The organism is Brevundimonas sp. Marseille-Q4549, assembly GCF_976940555.1.
In genome coordinates this window covers 3,058,057-3,071,695 of record NZ_CDRHXG010000001.1, presented here as the reverse complement: position 1 = coordinate 3,071,695, position 13,639 = coordinate 3,058,057, and the positions used below count along the sequence as shown (strand labels likewise).

General features: G+C 69.0%; 14 protein-coding genes. 9 read left to right on the top strand and 5 right to left on the bottom strand.

Annotated features, from left to right (window positions below; translation table 11 throughout):
• Nucleotides 1-2 precede the first annotated feature (2 nt).
• The 4 genes from ACWPV3_RS15390 to modA form a co-directional block, all read right to left on the bottom strand.
• Nucleotides 3-1,946: a TonB-dependent receptor domain-containing protein gene (locus ACWPV3_RS15390; RefSeq protein ID WP_453978394.1), complete on the bottom strand. Its 1,944-nt coding sequence runs from the start codon at nucleotides 1,944-1,946 to the stop codon at nucleotides 3-5.
• 713 nt (nucleotides 1,947-2,659) lie between these two features.
• Entirely contained in the window at nucleotides 2,660-3,328 is a 669-nt protein-coding gene (locus tag ACWPV3_RS15385; protein ID WP_453978393.1) for an ATP-binding cassette domain-containing protein, read from the bottom strand.
• Between the two features lie 24 nt (nucleotides 3,329-3,352).
• The gene (gene modB / locus ACWPV3_RS15380) at nucleotides 3,353-4,051 is read right to left on the bottom strand and encodes a molybdate ABC transporter permease subunit (RefSeq protein WP_453978392.1); all 699 of its coding nucleotides are present in this window, start codon (nucleotides 4,049-4,051) and stop codon (nucleotides 3,353-3,355) included.
• A gap of 1 nt (nucleotide 4,052) precedes the next feature.
• Nucleotides 4,053-4,811 (bottom strand): molybdate ABC transporter substrate-binding protein, encoded by a 759-nt coding sequence (modA, locus tag ACWPV3_RS15375; RefSeq protein WP_453978391.1) that lies wholly within the window; start codon nucleotides 4,809-4,811, stop codon nucleotides 4,053-4,055.
• A gap of 48 nt (nucleotides 4,812-4,859) precedes the next feature.
• On the opposite strand from modA, the gene moaA reads away from it, so the two are divergent.
• The 9 genes from moaA (at nucleotide 4,860) to ACWPV3_RS15330 (ending at nucleotide 12,682) form a co-directional block, all read left to right on the top strand.
• A complete protein-coding gene (gene moaA / locus ACWPV3_RS15370; RefSeq protein WP_453978390.1) occupies nucleotides 4,860-5,912 on the top strand; it encodes a GTP 3',8-cyclase MoaA in 1,053 nt (350 codons plus the stop codon).
• 3 nt (nucleotides 5,913-5,915) lie between these two features.
• Nucleotides 5,916-6,170, top strand: a complete 255-nt coding sequence (locus tag ACWPV3_RS15365) for a MoaD/ThiS family protein (RefSeq protein WP_453978389.1) — start codon at nucleotides 5,916-5,918, stop codon at nucleotides 6,168-6,170.
• 4 nt (nucleotides 6,171-6,174) lie between these two features.
• Nucleotides 6,175-6,633 (top strand): molybdenum cofactor biosynthesis protein MoaE, encoded by a 459-nt coding sequence (locus tag ACWPV3_RS15360; protein ID WP_453978388.1) that lies wholly within the window; start codon nucleotides 6,175-6,177, stop codon nucleotides 6,631-6,633.
• Nucleotide 6,634: 1 nt separating this feature from the next.
• Complete coding sequence (gene moaB / locus ACWPV3_RS15355) at nucleotides 6,635-7,201, top strand: molybdenum cofactor biosynthesis protein B (protein ID WP_453978387.1); 567 nt, start codon at nucleotides 6,635-6,637, stop codon at nucleotides 7,199-7,201.
• The gene (gene moaC, locus ACWPV3_RS15350) at nucleotides 7,201-7,677 is read left to right on the top strand and encodes a cyclic pyranopterin monophosphate synthase MoaC (protein WP_453978386.1); all 477 of its coding nucleotides are present in this window, start codon (nucleotides 7,201-7,203) and stop codon (nucleotides 7,675-7,677) included. Before moaB ends, moaC begins: the two co-directional genes overlap by 1 nt.
• Nucleotides 7,674-8,873 carry a molybdopterin molybdotransferase MoeA gene (locus ACWPV3_RS15345; protein ID WP_453978385.1) on the top strand — a complete coding sequence of 400 codons (1,200 nt, stop codon included), beginning with the start codon at nucleotides 7,674-7,676 and terminating at the stop codon, nucleotides 8,871-8,873. The genes moaC and ACWPV3_RS15345 overlap by 4 nt, the downstream gene beginning before the upstream one ends.
• Before the next feature lie 19 nt (nucleotides 8,874-8,892).
• Nucleotides 8,893-9,690, top strand: coding sequence for a formate dehydrogenase accessory sulfurtransferase FdhD (fdhD, locus tag ACWPV3_RS15340; RefSeq protein ID WP_453978384.1), 798 nt, complete (start codon nucleotides 8,893-8,895; stop codon nucleotides 9,688-9,690).
• Complete coding sequence (locus ACWPV3_RS15335; protein ID WP_453978383.1) at nucleotides 9,687-10,268, top strand: molybdenum cofactor guanylyltransferase; 582 nt, start codon at nucleotides 9,687-9,689, stop codon at nucleotides 10,266-10,268. The genes fdhD and ACWPV3_RS15335 overlap by 4 nt, the downstream gene beginning before the upstream one ends.
• A 104-nt stretch (nucleotides 10,269-10,372) precedes the next feature.
• On the top strand, nucleotides 10,373-12,682 hold the full coding sequence (locus ACWPV3_RS15330; protein ID WP_453978382.1) for an FdhF/YdeP family oxidoreductase: 2,310 nt from the start codon (nucleotides 10,373-10,375) through the stop codon (nucleotides 12,680-12,682).
• Nucleotides 12,683-12,718: 36 nt separating this feature from the next.
• Here ACWPV3_RS15330 and ACWPV3_RS15325 read toward each other — a convergent pair whose 3' ends face one another.
• Complete coding sequence (locus tag ACWPV3_RS15325) at nucleotides 12,719-13,615, bottom strand: bestrophin family protein (RefSeq protein WP_453978381.1); 897 nt, start codon at nucleotides 13,613-13,615, stop codon at nucleotides 12,719-12,721.
• Between the last annotated feature and the right edge of the window lie 24 nt (nucleotides 13,616-13,639).

Genomic DNA, 13,639 nt, shown 5'->3' with positions numbered 1-13,639 from the left:
GCTTAGAAGCCTGCCGTGAAGCTGAGGTAATAGAAGCGTCCTGGCTCCGCGAATGAGAAATAAGACGATTCATCAGCCAACCGCACGTCCCCCAGGTTCTGCACCCCGGCCCGGACCCAGAGGTTCTGCTCCAGCCGCAGCCCGGCCTCCAGCGACACAAGGGTGTAATCTGGCACAGCGTACTGCACCGAATTCGACAGCATCAGCTGTTCACCCACATATTCGCCGCGCAATTGCACGAAGCGGCGGTCGTCGGGCTCCCAGCGCAAGGTCGCATGGCCGCTGTGGCGGGGACGTTCGGACAGCGGCTGGTTGGTGGTGCGGTTCTCGCTGTCCAGATAGGTGTAGTCGCCGCGCAGGCTGAACCCGGCGGGAAGGCGGGTCTCGCCTCCCAGTTCCAGACCGGTGATCCGGGCCTCATTGATGTTCTGATACAGGCGCACTTCGCGTCCGCGAACGCCGCAGAAGGCGGTGCAGCGCGTCTCGATCAGGTTCTCGATGTCGTTGGCGAATCCGCCCAGACGCACCGCCCAGCCATCGCGGCGATATTCGGCCGACGCCTCGTAGGAGGTGCCGATCTCGGGCTTCAAATCGGGATTGCCATAGACGGTGAACCGGCCGCCGGCGGCCACCGTCACGAACTCGGGCGACAGCTGCTTCAGGCTGGGCGACTTGAAGCCCCGACCGCCGCCACCCTTGAGGGTCAGCCCCTCGACCGGCGTCCAGACGGCGTAGAGACGCGGACTGGTCTGCCAGCCGTACTGGTCGTGATGATCGACGCGCGCTCCCCCGGTCAGAGACAGGCTCGGCGTCAACGTCCACTCATCTTGGACGAAGACGGCGTAGCGTTCGCTGGTCAGGACGCCGGACACAGCCGCCGCCGCATCCTGCAACTCCTCGCGCCGCCATTCGCCGCCAAGACTGAAACGATGGCCCGCGACAGGGTCCACCGTGACACGTCCGTCGATGATGTCTTCCTGCATGCCGACCGGACGTGACGCCGTCTGGCCGTTGGTGACGGTGTTGGTCCGGTCGAGGGTAGAGCGATAGGCGCGCACTGCGGTTTCGCCCCAGTTCCACTGGCCCGTGTGGGAAATAGCGTACTGACGCCGGTCCACCGCATCGGCGTAACGGTAATAGACCGGCCTGGCCGCCGTGGTCGCCGTATTGCGATAACGTTCGTCGCGCCCCCCCAGAACGGTGAAGTCGATCCGCTGCGCCACATCTGGGGTCCAACTGAGCGTGGCCGATCCGGATAGGGCTTCGCGGGCCTCCAGGTCTGACAGACGCGCATTGTCGGCCTGAGGCGTGTCGCCTCGCGCCTTGGATTCCGCGTACAGGCTCAGGCCCAGACGATCTTTGACCAACGGCCCCCCGGCGTAGGCGCCAAGCTGATACGTCTCGCCTCCGCGTCCATCCTCGCGCAATCCCCCCATGGCGCGGACGCTGCCACGCCAGGCATCGGTCGCGCTGCGTGTAATGACATTGACGACGCCACCCAGCGCTTCGGATCCATAAAGCGACGACATCGGGCCGCGCACGATTTCAACCCGATCCATCGCCTCGACCGGGACCCAGTTCAGCTCGAAATCGGCGTGGGCAATGGCGCTGGCTGAACCGTTCACGCGGCGTCCGTCGACCAGAAACAGCGTATGCTCGCTTGGCATGCCGCGAATGGAAACCCCGCGCCGCGTCAAGCCGGCGCCGTTGATCGTCACGCCTGGCACGTCACGCAATACGTCGGTCAGATCCTGAACGGGCCGACGCGACAGCGCTTGCTGATCGACGACGGTGATGCTGGCGGGCGCCGTCTGCAACGGGCGCGAGGTCGCCGTCGCCGTCACCACCACTTCCGGCAGGGATTGGGGCAGATCATCTGCGCCCCAAGCAAGAGCGGCGGGGGAAGCGAGAGCGATGGCGAGCACCGCCCGTGAAGCGGAACGCATTAAAAGCGACATGACGATGAATCCCCGAAAGAGACAAACGTAATGTTATCATGTATCGTTTTGGTCAAGCCGCTTTTTGGCTCAGAATCCATTTGGGGCCATAGGCAACAAGTCGCCGATCACGTTGATGAATCCCGGTGACGCAGCCAGCCCGTCACCCTGACTCGGGCCGGAAAACTCCAGCTCCGAGTGCTCCAGAGAATGGGAGCGGATCATCGGGCATCCCGCATGTCCTCATGATGAGATATCACTAGCGGGACGCACCGTCCGAATACGACCTGCGTGCCACCCTCTACAACCGATGGGCCCCGTGTGGCGTCCGGCGCAGAATATCGAGAAAGCCGCTGTCCAAAGGACGATCTCTGAGGAACTCAGTCTGGACAGCACCCATGCGAAGGCCCATCGCTCGGCCTAGACCTCGAAGCGGGTGTGCAGGACCAGGCGATCGGCACGTCACGCGGCGGGACCGACCTCGAAAATCCATTTCCTGTCAGATAGTTGTGATCGACCTGTCGCCCTCAACCTGATGCTGAGAACATCTCCACCATCTACATAGAGATTTTCTTGCTCGCCGCCGCCGCACCCACCCAGCGCCGCGTATACCGTCTCCTGAGCCTAACCAGGCGCTGGGCCGCCGGTCACACGCTAGTGGGGGTCTTGCTGCTCGTTCGCCATGTCGCGGAGAGGACATCTTCGCCCACGCCAGTTTTCACTTACCTGGCCGCAGGAACGTCGGATTCGGAGCCTTGCCCATCTTGCATCAAACCATAATCCATCTCAACCACAGTTTGGGCGATCTCGCCGACATCGCGCGGGTCATGGGATACCAAAATCATGGGCAAGCCCGCCTCGTCGCGCAACCTCAGCAGATAGGGGATGAGAGCGCCGCGGCGGCGCGCATCCAGCCCCGCGAACGGTTCGTCCAGGAGGAGAAGCGCTGGTCTTGCGGACAGAGCGCGAGCGATGCTGACCCGCCGCATCTCCCCGCCCGATAGTGTGGCGGGCCGACGCTCGGCCAGGTTCTGGAGGTCCAAGAGGGCCAGGATCGGCTCGACCGGGACTGGGGCGGCGGCGTAGCGGCGGCCGAAGGCGATGTTCTGGGCCACCGACAGGTGCGGGAACAGCCGACCGTCCTGGAAGACATAGCCGATGCGGCGCCGATAGGCCGGCGGGTTCAGTCCCGTATCGGTCTCGACGATGCGGCGGCCGCCGACGGTCAGGTCCAGCCGCTCCGCCGCGATCAGGCCGGCGATTACGTTCAGAACCGTGGTCTTGCCCGCGCCGGACGGGCCGGTCAGGGCCAAGACCTGGCGGTCGGTGGCGAAGTCGGCCTCGACGACGAAGTCGCCGTGCCGCGCCTTGAGACGACAGGCCAGGCTCACGGGACGCGACTCACAGAGGGCGGCTCACAGAACATGGGCCCGGTGGTTCAGGCTGCGGTTGAACCGCTCGACCACGAACAGGGCGATCACGGCGACGACGACGGACAGCAGGGCCAGGCGCACGGCGGCGACGTCGCCCTGAGCGCGCTGCAGCGCCAGATAGATGGCCATCGGCAGGGTCTGGGTCTCGCCGGGGATGGAGCCGGCGAAGGTGACGGTGGCCCCGAACTCGCCGAACGCGCGGGCGAAGCCCAGAAAGCCGCCGGCCAGCAGGCCCGGCGCGGCCAGCGGCAGGGTCACGCGCCGGAAGACCTCGATCGGCGAGGCGCCCAGGGTCGCCGCCGCCTGCTCCAGGCCCCGGTCGATGGCTTCGATCGACAGGCGGATGGAGCGCACCACCAGCGGCAGGGCCATGACGGCGGCGGCCAGGGCCGCGCCGGTCCAGTGGAAGGCCAGGGTGACGCCGAACGTCTGCTGCAAGGCGCGGCCGACGACGCCTTGGGCGCCGAAGATCAGCAACAGCGCCAGGCCCGTCACCACCGGCGGCAGGATCAGGGGCAGGTTCACCGCCGCCTCGACCAGCCACAACCCGCGCCACCGGCCGCGCGCCAGCAGATAGGCCAGAGCCGCCCCGGCCGGCAGGGTCAGGACCAGCGAGGCGGCGGCGACGCGCAGCGACAGCCACAGGGCTTCGGCTTCAAAGGCGGTGAGCGGCGCGAACACTTCAGGACAGCGCCGTGAAACCCCAGGTCCGGAACACGGCCTGCGCCTTCGCCCCGGACAGATAGGCCAGAAACTGGGCCGCGCCGGCCTGGGCGCCGGTGACGACCGCGGCGGGATAGCGGATCGACGGCTGCTGGTCGGCGGGCGGTTCGACGACGACGCGGACCTGGTCCGCCTTGACCGCGTCGCTCCGATAGACGACGCCCAGGTCGGCCTCGCCCCGGGCGACGAAGGTGCGCACCGCCCGCACGTCGGCGGCGGTCGCCAGATGGGATTGCAGCCCGTCCCAGGCCCCGCGCGCCCGAAGCCAGTCACGGGCGTAGGCCCCGGCGGGCACGCTGTCGGGATCGCCGATGACCAGCTTGCGGCCGCCCTGGGCGACCCAGGCGATCGGATCGCCCGTGATCGTCGTGTCCGGGCGGCCGATCACGACCAGGGCGTTGCCCACCAGGTCGCGCCGCGTGCTCGGCTGGATACGGCCCGCCTGAGCCAGCCGAGCCATCCATTTCTGATCGGCCAGCAGCACGACATCGGCGGGGGCGCCCGCCTCGATCTGGCGCGCCAGGGCGCCGCTGGCGGCGAAGGACGGCCGGATCTCGCGGCCGGTCTCGGCTCTGTAGTCGGTGGCGATCTCGGTCAGGGCATCGGTCAGGGAGGCGGCCGCGAACAGGGTCAGAGGCGCGTCGGAACGCGGGGCGCGGGGCGCGCAGGCCGCCAGCGCCCCGCCGAGCGCGCCGAAAAGAAGAAGGCGCCGGTCCATTGAAGAAATGTCTAGGCTCCCCGCCCGTGATTGAAGTATTCGACGACCATGACCGTTGTATTCTCCGCTGACAAGTCGGTCGGCCTGTCCAGGGTCGGTTCGGCGGCTGGCCTGGTCGATCCGTTCGGGCGCAGGATCGACTATCTGCGCGTGTCCGTCACGGATCGGTGCGACCTGCGCTGCGTCTATTGCATGAGCGAGCGGCAGACCTTCCTGCCGCGCTCCGAGCTGCTGACGATCGAGGAACTGGACCGGCTGTGCTCGACCTTCGTGCGCCTGGGGACGCGGCGGCTGCGCCTGTCGGGCGGCGAGCCCCTGCTGCGGCGCGGCTTCATGGACCTGGTGCAGAGCCTGTCGCGGCACCTGAAGTCCGGCGCGCTGGACGAGATCACCCTGACGACCAACGGCACCCAGCTGGCGCGTTTCGCCCCGGCGCTGGCGAACTACGGCGTGCGGCGGATCAACGTCTCGATCGACAGCCTGGACCCCGCCGCCTATCGGCGCATCACGCGCGGCGGCGACCTGGGGCAGGTGCTGGACGGCCTGAAGGCCGCGCGCGAGGCGGGCCTGCGGGTCAAGATCAACATCGTCGCCCTGAAGGACGACAACGCCGACGACCTGGCCGACATGATCGAATGGATCCACGGTCAGGACATGGACGCGGTCCTGATCGAGACCATGCCGCTGGGCGAGATCGAGGCCGACCGCACCGACCAGTTCCTGTCGCTGGAGACCATGCGCCGGCGACTGGCCGAACGCTGGACCCTGACCCCGACGCCCCACCGCACCGGCGGTCCGGCCCGCTATGTCCGGGTGGAGGAGACGGGCGGCCTGTTGGGCTTCATCACGCCGCTGAGCCACAATTTCTGTGAGGCCTGCAATCGGGTGCGCGTCACCTGCGCGGGGACCCTGTTCCTGTGTCTGGGCCAGGAGGATCAGGCGGACCTGCGCGCCGCGCTGCGCGCCTCGCCCGACGACGCAGGGCTGGAGGCGGCGATCCGCGAAGCCCTGCTGCGCAAGCCCAAGGGCCACGATTTCGACATTGCGCGGCGCGGCGCCGCCCCGGCCGTGGCCCGGCCCATGTCCGTGACGGGGGGCTGAGCCATGGCGCGCGTGACCCTGTTCGGCGCTTTTCAGGACCTGGCCGGCTGGCGCGAAGTCGAGACGCCGGCCGCGACGCTGGAGGCGCTCATCCAGGCGCTGGAGGCCGACAATCCGCGTCTCGAAGGGCGGTTGGCGCACCCCAGCACCCTGGTCATCGTCGACGAGGCCCTGGTTCCGGCGGGACGCAGGAACGGCGCCCAGCCGCTGGCCGCGGACGCCGCCGTCGCCTTCGGCCCTCCGGTCAGCGGCGGCTAGGCCCATGGCGCGCCTGGACCTTCAACCGCTGGACGCCGCCGCGCTGCTGGCCGAGTTCAGCCGGGGACGCACGACGACCGGCGCCGTGGTCAGCTTCAGCGGCCTGGCGCGCGACCGCACGGACGGGCTGGACGTGCGGCGTCTGACCCTGGACGCCTTTCCCGGCTTCACCGAAAAGGTCATGGCCGAGATGGAGGCCGAGACCCGCGCGCGCTTCGACGTGCAGGATGTTCTGGCGATCCATCGCTGGGGGCCGATCGAGACCGGCGAGGTCATTGTCTTCGTCGCCGTGGCGGCCGAGCACCGCCGCGCGGCCTTCCTGGCCGCCGACTATCTGATGGACCAGCTGAAGACCCGAGCCCCGCTCTGGAAGAAGGAAGACGGGCCGGACGGCTCGCGCTGGATCGCGCCGCGACCCCAGGATTATCAAGACGCTGAGCGCTGGACCGCTCCGAAAGGCTGACATGACCGAAACCCTCGCCGAGACCCCCTTGCCCGCACCCGGCGGTCGGCTGATCGACGCGCCGTTGAAGCCGGTGCGCATCGCTGTCTTGACCGTGTCCGACACGCGCGACGCCGAATCCGACACCTCGGGCCAGATCCTTGAGGAACGCATTGTGGAGGCGGGTCACGCCTGCGCCGGCCGCGCCCTGGTGCGCGACGACGTGGAGGCCATCCGCGGCCAGGTGCGCGCATGGATCGCCTCGGGCCAGGTGGACGCGGTCATCACCACCGGCGGCACCGGCCTGACCGGCCGGGACGTGACGCCCGAGGCGCTGGAGCCCCTGTTCGACAAGCGGATCGACGGCTTTTCGGTCATCTTCCACACCGTCAGTTACCAGACCATCGGCCTGTCCACCCTGCAGTCGCGGGCGACGGCGGGCCTGATCGACGGGGTCTTCGTCTTCTGCCTGCCCGGTTCCAACGGCGCGGTGCGGGACGGCTGGGACAAGGTGATCCGCTGGCAGTTGGACAGCCGCCATCGCCCCTGCAACATGGTCGAGCTGATGCCCCGCCTGAAGGAGGTGTGATGAGCGCCCTGACGCACGTGGACGCCGACGGCCGGGCGCGGATGGTCGACGTCTCGGCCAAACCCGCGACCGTGCGCGAGGCGCGCGCCGCCGGCCGCATCCTGATGGCGCCCGAGACCCTGGCGCTGGCCCTGTCGGGCGGGGCGGCCAAGGGCGACGTGCGCGCCGTCGCCGAGATCGCCGGGGTGATGGGCGCGAAAAACACCGCCAGCCTGATCCCCATGTGCCATCCGTTGATGCTGTCCAGCGTCAAGGTGGCGGTGACGGCGGCGGACGACGGCGCGGGGCTGGAGGCGACGGCGACGGTCCGCACCTCGGGCCAGACGGGCGTGGAGATGGAGGCCCTGACGGCCGTGACCACCGCCCTGCTGACCCTCTACGACATGCTGAAGGCCGTGGATCGCGGCATGACCATCGAGAACGTGCGCCTGCTGGCCAAGTCCGGCGGCGCCTCGGGCGATTGGAGCCGCGCATGAGCCTGCCGACCGTCGAGGAGGCGCTGGCGACGATGCTGGGGGCCGTGTCGCCCCTGGGCGGCGAGGCCGTCTCCGTGTGGGAGGCCGACGGCCGCTGGCTGGCCCAGGCGGTCCTGGCCCTGCGCGACCAACCGCCCTTTTCCGCCTCGGCCATGGACGGGTGGGCGGTGCGCCAGGCCGACGCCGTGACCGGCGCCGAACTGCGGATCGTGGGCGAGAGCGCGGCGGGCCGGGGCCTGACCGAAGCCGTCGGTCCCGGCCAAGCCGCCCGCATCTTCACCGGCGCGCCCCTGCCGCCAGGTGCTGAGCGGGTGGTGGTGCAGGAGGACGCCGAACGGCGCGGCGACATCGTGGTCGTCACCGGATCGCCCAGCGCCTCGCGCCACGTCCGGGCGCGAGCTTGCGACTTCGCCGACGGCCAGCGCCTGTTGGAGAACCACGTCCGGCTGAACCCCTGGCGCGTGGCCCTGGCGGCGGCGGCCGGATGCGATCGACTGCTGTGCGGCGCGCGGCCGCGCGTGGCCCTGCTGGCCACCGGCGACGAACTGGTCGAGCCGGGCCAGCCGGTCGGGGATCATCAGATCTACAACTCCGGAACCCCGGCGCTGGCGGCCTTCGTCGGCCGTCACGGCGGCCTGCCCGTCGTCCTGCCCGCGACTGAGGACAGTATCGAGGCCATCGCGGCGCGCATGGGCGGCGACGGCTTCGACATTCTGGTGACGGTGGGCGGCGCGTCCGTGGGCGACCACGACCTGGTCAAGCCCGCCGCCCTGACCCTGGGCGCGGAAATCCTGGTGGACAAGGTCGCCATGCGGCCGGGCAAGCCCGTCTGGTTCGCGCGCCTGCCCGACGGTCGGCCGATCTTGGGCCTGCCGGGCAATCCCGCCTCGGGTCTGGTGTGCGCCGAACTGTTCCTGGGACCGCTGCTCGCCGTGCTTCAGGGCGGAAAGGCCGACAGCCGGTTCGAGACCGCGATCCTGGCCCAGCCCCTGGCCGCCAACGGTCCGCGCGACCACTACATCCGCGCCGCCGTGGAGGCGGGGGACGACGGTGCGCGCCGGGTGCGGCCCTTCGCCGATCAGGACTCCTCGCTGGTGACGGTCATGGCGGCGGCCAACGCCCTGATCCGACGCCCGCCCTTCGCCCCCGCCGTCGAGGCCGGAGCGGTCGTGGCGGTGTTCGGCCCCACCCTCTGACCGCAAGGAAAGGGCCGACATGACCGACTGGGCCGCAGCCTTTCCTCGCATCCGCTGGCGCCGCGACGGCGTCGAGGACGGCATGCGGGTCCTGGCCGAGGAGAGCGCGGTCGCCATCGTCCACGACGCCTCGACCACCGCTGTCCTGATGGCGACGCCGCGCGACCTGGAAGATCTGGCGGTGGGCTTCAGCCTGACCGAAGGCATCGTTGACGACCTGGATCAGATCCGCGCGACCGAGGTGGTCGAGACGACGCTGGGGTTCGAGGCGCGGGTCTGGCTGGCGCCTGACCGGTCGGTCCAGTTGACGGCGCGGCGGCGGCGCATGGCGGGGCCGACCGGCTGCGGGCTGTGCGGCGTCGACAGCCTGACCGAGGCCCTGCACGCGCCACGTCGGGTGGACGCCACCCTGTCCGTCGCGCCCGAAGCCCTGCTGGAAGCCATGACCCGCCTGCCTCAGGCGCAAGCCCTGGGGCGCGAGACGCGGGCCGCCCACGCCGCCGCCTTCTGGACCCCCGAAGCGGGCTTGGTCGCCGCGCGCGAGGACGTGGGGCGGCACAATGCGCTGGACAAGCTGGTCGGGACGCTGGCGCGACAGAACCAGGCCGGAAGCGCGGGCGTGGTGCTGCTGACCAGCCGGGTGTCGGTCGAAATGGTGCAGAAGACGGCGGCCCTGGGCGCGTCGATCCTGTGCGCGGTGTCCGCGCCCACGGCCCTGGCCGTCCGCACGGCCCAGGCGGCGGGCCTCACCCTGGTCGCCGTGGCGCGCGAGGACGGGTTCGAGGTCTTCACTCATCCGCATCGGGTGTCGGGATGATCGTCGCGGGCCTGCTGCTGGCGGGGGGCCGTTCGACGCGGTTCGGGACCGACAAGTCGGTGTTCCCGCTGGCCGACGGCCTGATGATGGACCGACCGCTGCGGGCGTTGCGCGCCGTCTGCGCCATGACGGCGGTGTCGGCGCGGCCGGACGGAGGAGCGGCGGCCCACGCGGCCGACCTGGGGCTGACCTGTCTGCATGATCGACCCGGCGATCCAGAAGGACCGCTGGCCGGGCTGAGAGCCGGGATGGACTGGGCGCAGACGCAAGGCGCCGCCTGGCTGGCGACCGCGCCTTGCGACGGTCCGACCATCGACGCGGCGCGCATCCGGGGCCTGGTCGCGGCGGTCGCGGCCGGCGCCCCCGCCGCCGTCGCCCGGTCGTCCTTCGGCCTGGAGCCCCTGCTCGCCGTCTGGCCCGTGGACGAGGGGTTGCGGCGCGTGGCGGCGGCCCTGGACGCGGGCGCGCATCCGCCCGTGCGGCGCCTGCTGGACCACCTGGGCGCGCGGGCCGTCGACGGCTACGACGGCGTCAATGTGAATTCGCGAGCCGATCTTCCAGACAATTTGTCCGGCTGATCAGACAAATTGTCTAACGCTCAGAAACGACTTCTTGTGGAGGCGCGGCGGCGAACGTGTTTTACTTCGATCCTTGAAACGAAGATTTTCGGAGACGCCCCGGTATGGCCGACGACATCCCCCGGTATCGCCCCTATCATCACCCCGCCGGCGGCTGGGGGGCGGCGGCGGCGACCGCCAAGGTGCTGATGGAGCAGAGCGTCATCACCAAGGGTTCGCGCGCCCTGCTGTCGATGAACCAGCCGGGCGGCTTCAAATGCCCCAGCTGCGCCTTCCCCGACGCCGACTGCAAGAAGACGCTGGAGTTCTGCGAGAACGGGGCCAAGGCCCTGGCGCACGAGGCGACCAAGTTCCGCGTCATGCGCGACTTCTTCGCCGAGCACACCGTGACCGAGCTGATGGAGCAGTCGGACTACTGGCTGGAGATGCGGGGCCGCCTGACCGAGCCCATGCGCTACGACGCCGCGACCGACCACTACGTCCCCATCAGCTGGGACGACGCCTTCCGCATGATCGGCGATCATCTCCAGGGGCTGGACGACCCCAACCAGGCCGAGTTCTACACCTCGGGCCGAACGCCCAACGAGGCCGCCTTTCTCTATTCCGTCTTCGTGCGCCAGTTCGGGACCAACAATTTTCCCGACTGTTCCAACATGTGTCACGAGCCGACCAGCCGAGGCCTGCAGCCCGCCATCGGCGTGGGCAAGGGCACGGTGGTGCTGGAGGATTTCGAACACGCCGAGGCGATCTTCGTCATCGGTCAGAACACGGGCACCAACTCGCCCCGGATGATGACCAACCTGGTCGAGGCGCGAAAGCGCGGCGTGCCTATCGTCGCCGTCAATCCAATGCCCGAACGCGCCCTGATTAAGTTCGCCGAGCCGCAGGACGTGGTGCAGATGGCGACCTTCGGCTCGACCGACATCACCAGCGAGTTCGTCCACATCAAGATCGGCGGCGACCTGGCCTTCCTGAAGGGGATCATGAAGGTGATCTTCGAACGCGAGGCGGCGGGCGAAAAGATCATCGACCGCGCCTTCATCGAAACGCACACCGTCGGCCTGGAGCCGATGCAGGCCGAGGTCGAAAGCCTGACCTGGGCCGACATCGTCGAAGCCTCGGGTCTGGAAGAGCGCCAGATCCGTCGATGCGCGGAAATCTACATCCGCTCGAACGCCACCATGATCTGCTACGGCATGGGCATCACCCAGCACCAGCAGGGCTCGCGTCTGGTGCAACAGATCGCCAATCTGCTGTTCCTGAAAGGCAATTTCGGAAAGCCGGGCGCCGGCATCTCGCCCATCCGCGGCCACTCCAACGTCCAGGGCGACCGGACCGTCGGCATCGACGAGAAACCGACCCAGGCCTATCTGGACCAGTTGCGCGACGTCTTCGGCTTCGAGCCGCCGCGCGAGCACGGCCACCATGCGGTCGAGACCGTCGAGGCGATGCTGCGCGGCGAGGTCAAGGTCTTCATCGGCATGGGCGGCAACTTCATCCGTGCCATGTCCGACACGCCCCGCGCCTACGAGGCCATGCGCACCGTCGGGCTGTCGGTCGGCATCGCCACCAAGCTGAACCGGGGCCATCTGGTGCACGGCAAGGAGGCGCTGATCCTGCCGGTCGTGGCGCGTTCGGAATGGATCAAGACGGCGGCGGGCGAGCAGTTCGTGACGATCGAGGACTCCATGTCCAACGTCACCGCCTCGCGCGGCGTGCTGGAGCCCGCCACCCCCGCCCTGATGCCGGAGGTCGAGATCGTCTGCCGCATGGCGCGAGCGACCCTGCCCGACAGCCAGATCCCGTGGGAGAGCTATATCGAGGACTACAACCTGATCCGCGACAAGATCGGCGAGGTCTATCCGGCCATCTACGCCGACTTCCGCAACCGGATCACCGTGGACAAGGGCTTCCACCTGGACGTCCCACCGCGTCGGCTGGTGTGGAACACGCCGAACGGCAAGGCCAACTTCCTGATGCTGCCGGGGCTGGCGGCCAACGATCCAGTGACCGATCCCGACATGCTGCGTCTGGCGACGGTGCGGTCGCACGACCAGTTCAACACCACCATCTACAGCTATAACGACCGTTATCGCGGGGTCTACAATGACCGGATGGTGGTGTTCATGAACGCCGAGGACCTGGCCGCGCGGGGCCTGACGTCGGGCGATTCGATCGGGTTGGAGACGATCTCGCCAGACGGCGTGCCGCGCCGGATCGACGGCCTGACCGTGCTAGACTATCCGATGTCGCGCGGGTCCATCGCCGGCTATTATCCGGAGCTGAATCCCTTGCTGCCGCTGGACTACTACGACCGCATAAGCGGCACGCCGGCGGCCAAGTCGATCCCCGTGCGCGTCGTACCCAGCGCCGTGCCGGCCAGGCCGATGGAGATCGCGGCCGAGGCCCGTTAGAACGCGATCCATCCCGTGGGCGCGCGCCGTGCGCCCTTAAAGGATCACCGTATTGACCGGCACCAGGGCGGGCGGCAGCTCCGTTTCGCCCAGCGCGGCCAAGGCCTCGCGCTCGACCGTGCGGGTCAGGGCGTTCAGCGGCAGGGCGTTGGGCTGGACGCCGAACGGATCCTCCAACTGGTGGCCCAGCGCGTCCAGGCCGAAGAAGGTGTAGGCCACCAGCAGCACCGGCAGCAGGGTCCACCAGTCCAGCGACCCAGCCAGGGCGAACGGCAGGGTCAGGCAAAAGATCAAAGCCGTCCGGTGCAACAGCAGAGAATAGGTGAAGGGCACGGGCGTCGCGGCGATCCGTTCGCATCCGCCCTGGACGTGGGCCAGGGCGACCAGCTGCTGCTCGACGACCGAATAGTGCAACGGCGCCAGCCGTCCGTCCCGCATCAGCGCCAGGCAGCGGCGACCGATCCCGTCCAGCACGGCGTTGGTCGGATTGGGGCCGTCCGCCGCCGGCCCGATGTCGGCCCAGCGCCGGATCGCCGCCGCCTCGTCCTCGCCTCTCAGCCGCGCGGCCAGGCCGGCGGTGAAGCCGCACAGGCCGTGCAGCAGGAAGCGGCGGTCCGCGATGTCCAGGTCCGACGTCTGTCGGATCAGCGACCGACCGCTGATAACCAGTTCGCCCCACAGCTTGCGCCCGTCCCACCACCGCTCGTAGCAGGCGCTGTTGCGAAAGCTCATGAAGACCGACAGGGCGATGCCGATCAGGGTGAAGGGTATGGCGCTGATCCGCGCGAAGACGCCCGGCTGGTGTTCCGCCGCCAGGATGGCGACGACGCTGACTACGAAGATGGCCGCCAGCCGGCCGGCGATGCGCGGCAGGATCGAGCCGTTCACCGTCAGCAGGATGTCCTTGAGGCGGGGCTGAGACCTGACGATCAACGGACAAATCTCCTGATCCGGGAC

Bases quoted from the DNA above. Each gene is read 5' to 3' on its own strand.
- ACWPV3_RS15390 (WP_453978394.1), bottom strand. From the start codon at position 1,946: ATGCGTTCCGCTTCACGGGCGGTGCTCGCCATCGCTCTCGCTTCCCCC.
- modA (WP_453978391.1), bottom strand. From the start codon at position 4,811: ATGGACCGGCGCCTTCTTCTTTTCGGCGCGCTCGGCGGGGCGCTGGCG.
- moaA (WP_453978390.1), top strand. From the start codon at position 4,860: ATGACCGTTGTATTCTCCGCTGACAAGTCGGTCGGCCTGTCCAGGGTC.
- ACWPV3_RS15365 (WP_453978389.1), top strand. From the start codon at position 5,916: ATGGCGCGCGTGACCCTGTTCGGCGCTTTTCAGGACCTGGCCGGCTGG.
- ACWPV3_RS15360 (WP_453978388.1), top strand. From the start codon at position 6,175: ATGGCGCGCCTGGACCTTCAACCGCTGGACGCCGCCGCGCTGCTGGCC.
- moaB (WP_453978387.1), top strand. From the start codon at position 6,635: ATGACCGAAACCCTCGCCGAGACCCCCTTGCCCGCACCCGGCGGTCGG.
- moaC (WP_453978386.1), top strand. From the start codon at position 7,201: ATGAGCGCCCTGACGCACGTGGACGCCGACGGCCGGGCGCGGATGGTC.
- ACWPV3_RS15345 (WP_453978385.1), top strand. From the start codon at position 7,674: ATGAGCCTGCCGACCGTCGAGGAGGCGCTGGCGACGATGCTGGGGGCC.
- fdhD (WP_453978384.1), top strand. From the start codon at position 8,893: ATGACCGACTGGGCCGCAGCCTTTCCTCGCATCCGCTGGCGCCGCGAC.
- ACWPV3_RS15335 (WP_453978383.1), top strand. From the start codon at position 9,687: ATGATCGTCGCGGGCCTGCTGCTGGCGGGGGGCCGTTCGACGCGGTTC.
- ACWPV3_RS15330 (WP_453978382.1), top strand. From the start codon at position 10,373: ATGGCCGACGACATCCCCCGGTATCGCCCCTATCATCACCCCGCCGGC.